Origin of the sequence: Treponema sp. Marseille-Q4132, assembly GCF_014334835.1 — a bacterium.
GTDB classification, from domain to species: domain Bacteria; phylum Spirochaetota; class Spirochaetia; order Treponematales; family Treponemataceae; genus Treponema_D; species Treponema_D paredis.
In genome coordinates, this window is sequence record NZ_CP060591.1 from 772490 (window position 1) to 786512 (window position 14023).

Genomic DNA, 14023 nt, shown 5'->3' on the forward strand with positions numbered 1-14023 from the left:
GCAGGCGGAGCAGACTCACCTTGATGTGCGCACGGTTCCCAGCCAGCCCAGCATAGTGTCCAGCACGAGGCGGCTGTTTCCGCATTGACAGTGGTTCGACGCCGCTTCTTTGTCGGTGAACAGCCTGAACGTTACCGATTTTGCACCGGTGAGCGCATCGATTTCTTCTCGGTATAAATGCCGATCGATAAAGTGATCTTTTGCGCCGTGCAAAATGTTTGTGCGCTTGCGGATCGTCGTAGCGCGCCCGAAAGACAATGCGAGCGTCTTTATATATCATACCGTTTTTTATGTCCGCTCGCATTTTGAAAGCCTGCCGCGCCCGCTTTAGCGGCCGGTATCAAAACTTCGCCGCCCACGCCGAAAGAAAAGCCGGATCCTGTTCGCCGTTCAGTACTTTGCCCCCGACGATTTTCGCTTTCGGTGCGCTCGGCTGTAAATGAGAAACGGCTTTATCGAAACCGAAACCGCTTCCGCCCGCCGTCGCGAACAGCACGATTTTTTTGCCGCTGAAATCATATCGCTCGACGAAGGTATTGATAATCGACGGCGCAATCGACCACCAAACGGGAAAACCGATAAAGATCACATCATAATCGGAAATACGCGCATCTCCACCCGCAATCTCGGGCCGAAACGACGGATCGGACATTTCTCTGCTCGTGCGCGATTGTTTATTCATCCAATTCAAATCCGCACCGGTATACGGCTTGGCGGGTTTGATTTCATACAGATCCGCGCCCGAAGCATCCGCAAGCATGCGCGCCGCATAAGAAGTTTTACCCGTTACGCTGAAAAATGCAACCAATTTTTTCGCCATAGCCGTATCTTCCTCTTAACAATTAATAAATTTCATATCAGATTTATTAAATATCTTCATGGCGGCTTTTTGCGCCTGCGCCGCAAAAACCGGGCTTTTCGGGATTCCGCCGTCCGGCTTCATTCCTCCGCTCGCAGCGCTCGCTTCGGAACGGCTTCGCCGTCCCTTCAATCCCTGCCGCACCGTAAGCGCAAATCACAGCGTCGCCGTACCGCACGGCAGGAATTTCGTCAGCAATCGAATGAGGTCCGTCAATCAAACGAAACGCCGATTTCGCGGTAATAGCGTTTTGCGCCTTCGTGCAGCGGCAAGCCTGCAATATCCTTTACCGCATCCTGCGCCTTCAATCCTTTTAAATTGCGCTGCGCGTTTCCGAGTTCGTCGACGTTTTCCCAAAAGGTTTTCGTGAGCATATATACCGTTTCATCGTCGAGCGTCGAATTGCAAAACATCAACATTTTAATAGCCGTCGTGCCGACATCCGCGTTTTGTCCGGGATAGGTTCCCGCGGGAATCGTATAGCGCGCATACCACGGATAGGATGAACGAAGCTTTTCGAGAATATCGTCTCCGATCGAAACGAGCGTACATCCTGACGAGCAGGCTTGAGAAACGGCGGCTGCGGGAATGCCGCTCATAATCCATGCGCCGTCGAGCGTACCGTTTTGGAGCATATCGGCAGCATCTCCGAAAGCGATGTATTCGGTTTGAATGTCGGACGGATAGCTCAAGCCCGCCGCGGTAAAGTGGTTTTTGCATTCGCCTTCAACGCTCGATCCCGCAGCGGCGACGGCAAAGTGTTTGCCCTTGATGCCGGAAAGAGATGCGATGCCGGACTTTTTTGTAACGACGACCTGATTCGGATTAAAGTACAAACCCGCAATGATGCGGAGGTTTTTATTCGCGGCGCCTTCAAAGCTGTCGGTACCCTTATAGCTTTGAAAGCAGTTCGAACTTACGGCGATCGACACTTGCGACTCTCCGTCGGCGATCTGATTGAGGTTGTCGATGCCGCCGTTCGACGCTTGACTCGACGCGCTTACAAAATCGATTTTCGTATCCCACACATTCGTGATCGCGGCTCCTACCGCATAGAGCGCCCCCGAAGCGGATGCCGTCGGAAATTTAATCGTCACTTTTTCGTGTCCGCCCGCCGCAGTTTTTTTTCCGCTGCAGCCTGCAAGTACCGCGGCCGCAAAAACCGAGGCAAACCCGATCTTCATTTTCATAGATACGTTTTTCATATTTCTCCCATAAAAACTTTTGCAGAAAGTTTCAACTTTCGAAAAAGTTTTTAGCCGTGCGCAAACGCGCACACGTTCAATAGTCGAGTTTGCAAATACAGTGTATCGTACTTATGCGATTTTTATCGGAACGATACGTATACACGGCTACTGCAAACATCCAAGCAAACTCGAGATAAAAAGCGGCGGCGATATTTCAGACGGCGCTTTTTATCGTACCTCCTTAAAAAACCGAAAAGTTTTCAAAAAATCAACCGTGCGTTTTCACAGAACAAATACAAGCATCGCACCGGTATTAATAATTATTGACGGATATTTTATCGCGTAATCGTATTTTTAAGCAACTCCGCTTATGAGCGCTTTTCCGAATCGGAAATCTTTTTCGCCGGCACTCGATTTTTTACGTATTGATAAATGCTCACCGCAGCGAGGAGCGCAAAGCCGATCACATCGGAGGCGACACCCGCATAGAGTAAAAGAGGAGCGATCGCGATAAGAGCTGCGCGTTCGAAAAGGGATGCGCGGCGCAAAAGCCATCCTTCAAGACCCGCTACGAGCGTGACCGTTCCGACCGATGCCGTAAACACAGACCAGAGGCTCATCGCAAGAGGTGCGCTTCCGCTTCCGATGAGCAGCACCGGATTTGCCAAAAAGAAAAACGGGATCAAAAATCCGACCAGCCCTATCCGCACGGCAAGCAGTCCGGTTTTAAGCTGATCCGAATCCGCGATGCCGGCTGCGACGTAGCAGCTGATTGCGACCGGCGGCGTGATATTCGAAAGACATGCGTAGATGAGGCAAAACAAGTGCGCCGCTATCGGAAGCACGCCTGTCTTTATTAAAACGGGAACGGCGACAGCCTGCACGATAACGTAGGCCGCCACGCCCGGAACCCCCATCCCCAATATCGTCGACATAACCATGACGAGGAGTCCCGTCAAATAGATGCTGTTGTTAGGCACGACGTTTAAAATCACGTAACCCATATTGAGGCCGAGGCTTGTCAGCGTCACGGTTCCGATGATGACGCCGATGATAACGCAGGACACGCCGACGCCGACGGCACCTTTCGCACCTTCGACGCAGGCGGCGATTATTTTATCGCCCGTCATACGCGTATCTTTTCGGATCCAGCTCGCGCCGACGGCCGCAAAAATTGCGGCGACTGCCGAAAGAAGCGGTGTAAATCCCTTTGCCATCATCGCGATAAGAAGCACGAGCGGGAGCACAAGATGCCCCTGCTCTTTCAGCACTTTTACGGCATCGGGGATGTGCTCTTTCGAAAGGCCGGGAAGTCCCATACGCTTCGCTTCAAAATGAACGGCGAGCAGAATTCCCAAGTAATACAAAAACGCGGGCACGATCGCTGCGAGCATGACGGTCGTATAACTTATGTTTAAAAATTCCGCCATGACAAAACCGACGGCGCCCATGATCGGGGGACAGAATTGACCGCCGGTACTCGCCGTCGCTTCTACAGCTGCGGCGAATTCTTTTTTATAGCCTGTCCGCTTCATAAGCGGGATCGTAATCGTACCGGTCGTTGCGACGTTTGCGACGGCCGATCCGTTTATCATGCCCATGAGGGCGGAGGCTAAGACGGCGACTTTTGCAGGTCCGCCCGGTGTGCGCCCGACGAGCGTCAAAGAAAAATCGTTGATGAATTTTGAAAAACCGCTGTACTTTAAAAAAGAGCCGAACACGACGAATAAAAAAATATACGTCGCAGACACTCCGACGCCGACGCCCAAAATTCCCTGAGTGCCCCAAAACTGGGTGACGAGTACGCGCTTTATCGTAAAGCCGTTGTGGCCGAGCTGCCCCGGAATATATTTTCCGAAAAAATTATAGGCAAGGAAGAGCGCCGCAAGAAAAGCAAGGTTTCCCGAAGTACGGCGGGCAGCTTCAAAAACCACTGCGAGCGCAAGAGCGGCAACGGCGATTTGAAAAGGCGTGACGCGGCCGCCGCCCCGAGCGAGTGCCGTATAGTGAAGTATAAAATAGCCGAACGTAAAAAAAGCAAACGCGATGAGAAAAAAATCGACGACGGGAGGAAAGCGGCGTTTTCGATTTTCTTTTTTTGTCGCAGGATATAACAGGAACGCAAACAAAAGCAAAAAGATGCTGTGAAACGCGCGCAGGTTTACGGCGCTCATCACTCCGACGGTATTGAAATACAGCTGAAAGACGACCCAAACGCAGAGCAAAACCGAAATGACCTTTTCCGTCGGCCCGGTATACACTCTGGTACGGGAATCGGTATCCGTGTCTTCAAGCAATTTTTGCGCAAGAGCAGCTTCGGTCGATTTCGGCATACGGCTTCCTAAAAGTTTATATGCGCAAGATTGTATAAACATACATCGGAAAAGTCAATGATTTTGAAATTCGGCTCACGTTAAGGATTTGACAAAACGAGGACGACATCTTTTAATTCATAAAAATTTATGTACAATATTAGAGGGTAGTTTTATTTCTTATAATGCTGGAGGTCATATGAAAAGATTCCGTATCATTGCCTGTATTTCAGGCATTGTATTTTTAGCGGCGGCCTTATCCTGCGGAGGGAAAAAAGGCATGGCAAAGGACGGTACTTATACCGGTACCGCAATCGCCCATAACGGCCCGCTCACCGTCGAAGTAGGCTTTGCAAAAGGCGTCATCACGTCGGTAACCGTAACGCAGCACACTGAAACTAAGGGTGTAAGTGAAAACGCTATCGCGAAGGTTTCCGAAGCGATCGTAAAAAACAATTCTACAAACGTCGATTCGGTAAGCGGCGCTACAATCACTTCTTATGCTATTAAAACGGCCGTACAGAACGCGATCGAACAGGCAGGCGGACAGCCGAGCAATTACGCTAAAGAGGTTTCCAAAGCAAACGAGGGAGACAAAACGCTCGAATGCGATGTTGTCGTCATCGGCGCCGGAGGCGGCGGTATAACGGCAGCTGCGCGGGCGCAAGAACAGGGAGCGAAGGTTATCCTCATCGAAAAGAACGGACAAGTAGGCGGCGACACCGCTCTTAACGCAGGCACCCTCATAGCGACCGGTTCGAAGTTTCAAAGAGAACAGTTAAAAGAAACCAAAGACTCTCCGGAACTGGCATACAGCGATATCATGCGCATCGGAAAAAATGTAAACGATCCCGTCTTGGTTTCCATGATCACCAAAACCATCGGCAAAACGGTAGACTGGCTCATCGACGACATGAAAGTGCCGTACAATGTTGCCGCAACACAATACCCCGATCATTCGGCTAACAGGCAGATCGGCGTTGTAGGACGCTCTCCGGCATTCTTCGCCGCTATGCAAAAGAATTTTGAAAACCTCGGGGGGACATTGCTTTTGGAAACAAAAGGTGAATCCCTAATCTTCGAAGACGGAGAAGTAAAAGGCGTTACGGCAAGCGACAAATCGGGCGCAAAAATTACGATCAACGCGGCTTCCACCGTTATCGCCTCGGGCGGTTACGGAGCGAACACGAAGCTTCTTCCGAATACCCTCACGGGATATATGTTTTACGGACGCAGCACGGACACGGGAGACGGCTTTACGATGGCAAAAGCAATCGGTACGGATACCATTAACCTCGACTGCGTAAAAGTCTACGCACAGGGCGTAGAAACAACTCCCGGAAGAGCTCTTGCGGCGACGGCATCTTCTACCGCAGCTTCCAACGGACACGGAACGATATACGTAAATACAAAGGGTGTTCGCGTCGTAAATGAAACGGGAACACTTGCAGCACAGACGGAAGCGACCGTAGCGCAGAGCGACAAAATTCTGTATCTCTTAATGGACGAAGATGCGTACCGCGCATACGTAGCAAAGAGCCTTGAAGACAAACTCATCGCATCCGAAAGCGATATCGACAAATGGTACAATATTTCAAACGACGGCAAACCCGTAATCGCAAAAAGCGCAAATCTTGACGAACTGGCAAAAACTATGGGCATAGACGCAAGAGCATTGCAGACAACCGTCGCAAAATACAACGACAACTGTGCAAAAGGAGTCGATCCGGAATTCGGCAAGAAAAACCCCGTCGCTCTTGCATCGGGCGGCACGTACTACATCGTAGAACAGCGTCCGCGCTTTTCCACAACCTTGGGCGGTTTAAAAGCCGATGCTTCCATGCAGCTGCTCTCAGGCGGAAAGCCCGTTAAAAACTTATACGGAGCCGGAAGTGTTGTAGGCGGTGCAAACGGACGAGACTCGATGACTGCAATGATGAATTCATGGGCGATCGGTTCGGGACGCATCGCGGGTGAAAGCGCTGCAAAAAACGCAGGTAAATAAATAATCCGAAAATACACTTTGTAGAAAACGATACCGAAGCGGCAATTCCGTTTGACGTTTTCGTCCGAAATGTACCGTCTCCTCGCGGCATTGCATCGCGAGGAGATTTCGTACCGGCATCGTTCTCATGTATTTCATTTTCATGCAGTATCGAAGATTCGATTTTTGAAATACAAAACATAATAATAAAAAGAAAACGATCGATATGACGGTGATGCTTGGAAAAGAAACGCGCTTCAAAAAACCGAAGCGCGCAAAAATGAGCTATTGCAGATTCGAACTGCAGACCCACGCCTTAAAAGGGCGTTGCTCTACCTACTGAGCTAATAGCCCGCGCATAACATAGGGGTTACTATATTATTTTTTTTCTTCCGTGTCAATAACCGGCAAAAAAATTGTAATGGAATTTCATTCGATATTCGGGCTTGTATACATCGTCAAATGTTATCTATTGCTAACATTTATAAAATTCGCTATACCATAGTCGAAGCTTGATACACAAGTTTTACGGAGGTTATATGAAAAAAACGGCGATTACCGGCATATTGTCGGCAGTGCTTTTAACGACGGCGCTTTCGTTTGCCGCAGCCGATCCTGCGACGGATGTAAAGATCGATTACAAAATGGATCTTTCCTTAAAGAATCACGATGCCGATTATTTTACGTGGACGGTCGGAAACCAAACCGTGCAGGACAAATTCGATGCCGCATCGGGTGCAAGTCTCAACGGCTCTACGAGGGCATTCAACGCAGTCCGCTTCGCCGAACCGACGAAGGACAGAAAAGCTTCCATGCCCGCAGGGCTTCGCAGCGTATTTTTATTTGCAATTGCAAATCCGTCGTTTGTAAAAAGTCACGGACTGCAAGTGACGAATAACGCAGGCACCATTACCGTACGTTTTGTCCGCAAAACGAACGCGTTCGAATTGAAAACCGATAAAAAGGGAAATTTCAATCTGCTGACCGGATCGAAGATCGCAAAAAACGTCACCGACAAAAAAGACGACGGTTTTGTCGTCAAACCCGAATACTTAAAACAAGGCGGAGACGCAAGCAATATGGCCGACATCGATTGGAGCAAGATCCCGCTTGAAAAGGATGCGTTCAATCCTGACGCCGCCTATCACTACGACGGCAACGTAAAGTTTACGTTGAAAAATAATGTGCTTCGCATCACAGGCACGCTTACCCGTGTAAAATAAATCGCTGTAGCGCAACGGCGAGTTTAAAAGCGTTTCTAAATAAAGATATGCTTTCGAAACTCGCCATTCAGTTGATACATAAACGGGTGAAAAAAGCCCGTACGATTTTACAAACAGCCGATGTCCGCCCTGCCCGGCTGCCCAAGACAAGCGGCCTACGGGTTCAGCTCCCACTCTCCGTATTTATCGACGATTTTCGTTTTCATGCTTTCCATCGGGCGCCACACGACAGAAACGGTCACGTAGGGATTGAAATCATAACGTTTGCTTCCTCCTTCCGTTACAAGGCGAGGTGCAACTTTAAATGTCGTATTGAAATCCCAATCGTGCAGATCGTGCGTAAACGTAAAGTTCAAGCTCTGCAGTTTGAATCCGGAAGATTTGCGCTTGCTTTCGTCGTCGAACCTGAACGAATCGAGCAAGTCGGCAAAGATATTCGATTCTCCGGGAATGCGTCCCTCCGCTCCGAACATCTTTTGAAAATAGCGGTACAGCACGGAATTGCGCGACGTCGACGAAAACGTAAATTTGACGAATTTATTAATTTCGAAATTGATCGACGGCGTAAAAAGAAAATAGCTGTTCGTCGGACGCAGGAGATCCGCAACTATGCTCGTCGAAAGACCCGGCGCGATTTTGATGCGGTTTTTCCAAAAGTAAAACGTATCCTGGGGTAAAGTGTATGCAAGCGAAAGCGAATACGGCAAAAACTCTTCTTCGGAACGGGCCTGCCATCCGAGCGTTCCATCGAAATTGTAGCCTTTCGTATACGACATCGCATACGAAGCCTGCAAGCCCTGCCACGAGAGAGAAAGGCGCAGCGCATCATGCCGGTATTTATCCCAGTTATAATTATATGACTGCGTAAATTTCAGCGTATTCTTAAAAAGTGAAAGCGTACATGTCTGTTGTACAAGCTTTCGCTCCCACTCGTCACCCGCAGCGCTCTTTTTCTTAAATCCCGTCGTAAGCGAAAACGTCGTATACGGAAAGGCGAGAGAAAGAGTACCGGTGTATTCGTCGACTTGCGGGGGGAGCGTCATTGAAAGCGAAAGCGACTGCGAAAAGGCATCCCCCTCGTTCATCGCATAAGTGAACGCAAGCTGATGAGCGGTTACCGAATCTTTATCGGTAAAATCGGGACCGTGATATTCCCATGCGGGATTGTCGACATCGCCTGTAAATTCGCTTCTGAGCAGTTTAATCGTCGAGTTGTACGTAAAGCTCGTATTTTTAAACATGCCGATATAATAAAACGGTTTGACGCTCAGCGTATTCGTATTGACGATTTCCTGCGTCGATGCTTTCAAATCCGCGACTTTCAGAGAATCCGCCGCTTGAGACGTATAACCGCCCTTTGCGGTATCGGTCGAAATATAAGGATGGCGCTGTATAACGGGATTATACGATACTCCGTTCGTAAGATTGAAAAAGCCGCCGCCGTAGCTTGCAGCCGAATCGATCGAAAGCGGGGTTTTAAATGTATACATCGAAGATCGGACGGCATCCCATTTGAAATCTTCGGGCTTATCCAAACCCGTCGCCGAATAGGCAAGCTGAGACGTAAAAGAAGGTTTCAGCGAATACGTAAGTTTGTAGTCGAAGCCGGGAATCGCCGTAACTGAAAGGGACGGAACCGTAAGAGACGGAAGCGCTTTTTCGAAAAACTTCGCATCATCTTTCGCGTCGGTACCGGAAGGGTTTTCGGCATGCGCCGTATCCGAAGCTGCGAGCGCGGTATCCGCCGTATCGGGATCCGTGCCGCCCGTATTTACTGCAGCACTTGCCGCTTGTTCGGCTTTCGCTTTTTCTTCGGCGATCTCTTTTGCCGTTTTCAATTCGTCGGGAGCAATGAGCGGCACTTCAAGCGTATTCTTTTTTGCCGCATTCGTTTCCCGCGCCGGATACGAAAAAATCGTTCCCGAAAGCGAAAGAGAAGCCGTTGCAGGCGTAATCTGCGACGGATAATAAAATTTCCGCTGGGGAGAATATGTTTTCAAATCATCCGTACTTGAAAGCGAATTATTAACAATGGAACCGTATACGACCGAAGAGTTGAGCGAAACCGAAAGAGAAGAAATATACGGAGCGACGGGAAGCGATGACGGCAGCGAATAGGAACTTGCGAGCGTCCATGAAAAAGACGATATTTCGTTGACGGTTTTCGTTTCTCCCGAATCGGTACCCATCGACGTGAGATAGCCGATCCAATCCATCGTTTCGCCGCGTTCGGAAAAATCATCGGTGATAAACGGATCGGAATATAAGGGCATGGACAGCGAAAGCGAAAAAGGTTTACTCAGCGTAAATTTGAAGTTCGCACCGTAACGGAACGGCAGCGCAAGTCCTAAAAAATTCGATCCGTCGGAATATTTTTTCCCGGAAGCCGCATAGGGAATATGATTTCCCCGGGAATCGCGAAACACGGTATTGCTGAACGCAAGGCGCGCCGAAGAAGCGACTTCCGTGATATAATCGTTCGGCTTAAAAGCGCCTTCGAAACCGGCCGCAAATCCCAGATTCGAATACCAGTCGCCCATGATTTTAAAATAATTCGCCGTACTGCCGGTATAGTCTTCGTCGAGATTGTGCAGCACGATACCTTCGAGCTTTTGTTTTTTCAGCGTCGAGGGCCTCATAAAATTGAACAGCGCTTTAAGACTATCGCTGTCATCGCCGTCTTCTTTTTTTTTCGACGTATCTTTCGGAACGTACAGCGGCTTTCGCCCGTAAAGATAGGCGGTCGTCTGAATAAAATATCCGCGCCGTACATCGTAACCGAATACGGGATTGTAGACGAGTTCGTCTTTCGGATAATAAAATGCCGGAAGATAAAGCACGGGTACGACACCCACGTATAAGAGCGCATTGAAAAACGCAAACTCGCCGCCGGGAAGCAGCCAAATGCGCGTCGCGTCTATATGCCAATGAGGATTTTCGTCGTCGCAAAACGTGAGACTTCCGTTTTTAAAAGCGACCGTATTCGATTCGCTCCTGCCGAACATATCGGATGCGACGATGAGCGTCGAACCCGACGGCAAATTGATCGAATCCGTCTGCGTCTGCACGATGCGCCCGTCGTCGAACACGCCTTCGAGCGTCGACGTGTTGAACATGAGTGACGATGCGCTCGCCGTACTGTTGCCGGCCGCGCCTCCCGTCTGTTCCATCGACACGCCGCCTGAAGCGTACATCATCTGCGTCTTTCTGTCGTAAGTGATTCTCTCGGCGCGGATCGTCGTCTTCGTGCTTCCCTTCGCAACGGAAATGCGGACGGCTCCCGAGAGCACTATCGTATCGTTTCCCGTCTCTTTATTTTTTTCATACGACGTCGATTGCGAATGTTCTATCGTGATGACGGTTTTTTCTTCCTGCACCGTACGCGGCACCGATGCATCGTCCGCCGCTCTTGCACGCTGCATACCGGCAGAAAAAAAGACGAACGAAAAAATTAATAATTTTACGATACGGCGTTTCGATCCAATCATTTTTCAATCATTTTTTTCGTGCCGATTTTTTTGCGGCAGGACGGAGCTTTTCGCGCTCGAGCATCTCTTTGATATAAGAGCCCGTATACGACTGCTTGACTTCGGCGACTTCTTCGGGCGTTCCTTTCGCGATGATATTTCCGCCGCGGAAACCGCCTTCCGGCCCCAAATCGATTATCCAATCGGCTTGGCAGATAACGTCGAGGTTGTGCTCGATCATGATCACCGTATTGCCCGCGTCGACGAGGCGCTGAATCACTTCCATGAGCAGCATGACGTCGGCAAAGTGCAAACCGGTCGTCGGTTCGTCGAGTATGTACATCGTTTTGCCCGTCGAAGTGCGCGCGAGTTCGGTCGCAAGCTTTACGCGCTGCGCTTCTCCGCCGGAAAGTGTGAGCGCCGACTGCCCGAGCTGGATATAGCCGAGACCGACCGACTTCAGCGTTTCGAGTTTGCGAGCGACGTGCGGGATGCCCGCAAAAAAATCGCACGCTTCTTCGATCGTCATATTGAGTACGTCGTTGATGTTTTTGCCCTTGTACGTTACGTCGAGCGTTTCTTTGTTAAAGCGCTTTCCGCCGCAGACATCGCACTGGATGTACACGTCGGGCAAAAAATTCATTTCGATAACGATAGTCCCCGCGCCTTGACAGTTTTCACACCTGCCGCCTTTTACGTTAAAGCTGAACCTGCCCGGACCGTAGCCCCTCGCTTTCGCTTCGGGAAGAGAGGCAAAGAGATCGCGTATGCCGCTGAAAAGCCCGACGTATGTCGCGGGGTTCGACCGAGGCGTGCGCCCGATGGGGCTTTGATCGATATTGATAACTTTGTCGATATTTGAAACGCCTTCGATCTTTTCGAATTTGCCGACAGAGTATTTTGTACGCATAAGCTTATTGCTGAGCGCGGGATAGAGCACGTCGGAAAGCAGCGTCGATTTGCCGGATCCCGAAACGCCCGTTATACATGTAAAAGTGCCGAGGGGAATCTTTACGGAAACGTTTTTCAGATTGTGCTCGGTCGCTCCCGTAAGTTCGATACAGCTTCCGTTGCCGCCCCTCCGCTTTGCCGGAATCGCCATGCGCAATTTTCCCGCGAGGTATTGCCCCGTAACGCTTTCGGCAACGCGCGAAACCTGTTCGGGCGTTCCCGCCGCAACGACGCGGCCTCCGTGTACGCCCGCCGCAGGTCCCAAGTCGACGAGATAGTCCGCGGTTCGAAGCGTCTGTTCGTCGTGTTCGACGACGATGACCGTATTGCCCGCGTCGCGGAGATAGGTCAGCGTGTCGATCAGTTTTTGATTATCCCGCTGGTGCAGCCCGATCGACGGCTCGTCGAGGATATACATAACGCCGACGAGGGCGCTTCCGATTTGCGTGGCAAGCCTGATCCGCTGCGCTTCGCCTCCCGACAGCGTTTCCGCCGCACGCTCAAGCGTGAGGTAATCGAGTCCGACGTTTTTCAAAAAGCGCAGTCGCGATCGTATCTCTTTTAAAACTTGAGACGCGATTTCGCTTTCGGAATTCGTCAATCGTATTTTGTCAAAAAAATCGATCGAATCGAGAACGGAAAGTTCGGTGATTTCCCAAATATTTTTTCCGCCGACCGTGACACCGAGCGCTTCGGGACGCAGTCTCTTTCCGCGGCACGCGGCGCATTCGCGGTGCGCCATGTATTTTTCGAGGTTCGTTTTCATCTGGTCGCCCCACGCTTCCGTGTAGCGCCGCTTCATATCATCGAAAAGACCCGGCCACGCCTGATCGTACACCGAATACCCTTCCCCGCTTTGCTTTTCATATTCCCAGTGGATAGCGTCTTTCGTACCGTACAAAAGCGCATCTCTCTGCTTTTTTGTCAATTTTTCGATCGGCGTCGACAGCGTAAATTTATACGCGTCCGCAAGCCCCTGTATGCGCGCCGTATTCCACGCGGACGAAGGATTGTACGGAAGGATCGCCCACTCGTCGAAGGATTTGGATTCGTCGGGAATCATAAGATTCAAATCGAATTCCATCTTTTCGCCCAAACCGGTACATTCGGGGCAGGCGCCGAAAGGATTGTTAAATGAAAAAAGGCGCGGCTGCAGTTCGGGGATCGAAATGCCGCAGGAGGGGCACGCGTTCTTTTGCGAAAAAAACACTTCGGATTCCGAAGATGCTTCCCCGCCTGCAGCATCGTTTTTTTTCGTGACGATGATGGTACCGTTCGAACTTTTGAGCGCGGTTTCTACCGAGTCCGCCAAACGCTTGCGCACGGAAGGCGAAATGATAATCCTGTCGACGACGATTTCAATCGTGTGTTTTTTTTGCTTGTCGAGTTTGACCGTATCTTCCAAATCGGCCATAACGCCGTCCACCCGCGCGCGCGCAAAACCCGCTTTCCGCGCGTCTTCGAACACTTTTTGATGTTCGCCTTTTTTTCCGCGTACCACCGGCGAAAGTATCTGCACCTTCGTACCCTCCGGCCAGCTCATCATCGTGTCGATGATTTGGTCTATCGACTGTTCGGCGATTTCGCGTCCGCAGTTCGGACAGTGCGCGTGCCCGATGCGTGCAAAGAGAAGACGGTAATAATCGTAGATTTCGGTGATCGTGCCGACCGTCGAACGGGGGTTTTTGTTCGTCGATTTTTGTTCGATCGAAATCGCAGGAGAGAGCCCTTCGATCAAATCGACGTCGGGTTTGTCCATCGTACCCAAAAACTGGCGCGCGTACGACGAGAGGCTTTCCATATAGCGCCGCTGCCCTTCGGCAAAAAGCGTGTCGAACGCGAGCGAAGATTTTCCCGAGCCGGAAAGACCGGAAAGCACGACGAGTTTATTGCGCGGCAAATCGATGTCGACGTTTTGCAGATTGTGCTCGCGCGCGCCTCTGATACTTATTTTTTCGCCCGTGACGGGCGCGATATTTTTCGCATATTTTTTCAATTGATAGGATGCGGATGATGCCATAGTACACATAAGTATAGCGC

The 14023-nt window shown here is 50.4% G+C and carries 9 protein-coding genes and 1 tRNA gene; 2 read left to right on the plus strand and 8 right to left on the minus strand.

Going from position 1 to position 14023, the window contains the following annotated elements; genetic code table 11:
* Positions 1-15: 15 nt before the first annotated feature.
* The 5 genes from H9I35_RS03550 to H9I35_RS03570 form a co-directional block, all read right to left on the minus strand.
* The gene (locus H9I35_RS03550) at positions 16-258 is read right to left on the minus strand and encodes a hypothetical protein (RefSeq protein ID WP_187420249.1); all 243 of its coding nucleotides are present in this window, start codon (positions 256-258) and stop codon (positions 16-18) included.
* An 82-nt stretch (positions 259-340) separates the two neighbouring features.
* Positions 341-820 (minus strand): flavodoxin, encoded by a 480-nt coding sequence (locus tag H9I35_RS03555; RefSeq protein ID WP_187420250.1) that lies wholly within the window; start codon positions 818-820, stop codon positions 341-343.
* A 46-nt stretch (positions 821-866) separates the two neighbouring features.
* Positions 867-1079 (minus strand): hypothetical protein, encoded by a 213-nt coding sequence (locus tag H9I35_RS03560; RefSeq protein WP_187420251.1) that lies wholly within the window; start codon positions 1077-1079, stop codon positions 867-869.
* A complete protein-coding gene (locus H9I35_RS03565) occupies positions 1072-2064 on the minus strand; it encodes a TAXI family TRAP transporter solute-binding subunit (RefSeq protein WP_187420252.1) in 993 nt (330 codons plus the stop codon). The genes H9I35_RS03560 and H9I35_RS03565 overlap by 8 nt, the downstream gene beginning before the upstream one ends.
* 350 nt (positions 2065-2414) lie before the next feature.
* The gene (locus H9I35_RS03570; RefSeq protein WP_187420253.1) at positions 2415-4379 is read right to left on the minus strand and encodes a TRAP transporter permease; all 1965 of its coding nucleotides are present in this window, start codon (positions 4377-4379) and stop codon (positions 2415-2417) included.
* Between the two features lie 178 nt (positions 4380-4557).
* Here H9I35_RS03570 and H9I35_RS03575 point away from each other — a divergent pair, with 178 nt between their 5' ends.
* A complete protein-coding gene (locus H9I35_RS03575; RefSeq protein ID WP_187420254.1) occupies positions 4558-6363 on the plus strand; it encodes an FAD-dependent oxidoreductase in 1806 nt (601 codons plus the stop codon).
* 260 nt (positions 6364-6623) lie between these two features.
* On the opposite strand, the gene H9I35_RS03580 is transcribed toward H9I35_RS03575, so the two are convergent.
* Positions 6624-6696, minus strand: a tRNA-Lys gene (locus H9I35_RS03580).
* 185 nt (positions 6697-6881) lie between these two features.
* On the opposite strand from H9I35_RS03580, the gene H9I35_RS03585 reads away from it, so the two are divergent.
* On the plus strand, positions 6882-7565 hold the full coding sequence (locus H9I35_RS03585) for a hypothetical protein (RefSeq protein WP_187420255.1): 684 nt from the start codon (positions 6882-6884) through the stop codon (positions 7563-7565).
* A 155-nt stretch (positions 7566-7720) separates the two neighbouring features.
* Here the strand turns inward: H9I35_RS03585 and H9I35_RS03590 are convergent, their stop codons facing one another.
* Positions 7721-11053, minus strand: a complete 3333-nt coding sequence (locus H9I35_RS03590) for an LPS-assembly protein LptD (RefSeq protein WP_187420256.1) — start codon at positions 11051-11053, stop codon at positions 7721-7723.
* Positions 11054-11060: 7 nt separating this feature from the next.
* Complete coding sequence (gene uvrA / locus H9I35_RS03595; protein ID WP_252722710.1) at positions 11061-14003, minus strand: excinuclease ABC subunit UvrA; 2943 nt, start codon at positions 14001-14003, stop codon at positions 11061-11063.
* Between the last annotated feature and the right edge of the window lie 20 nt (positions 14004-14023).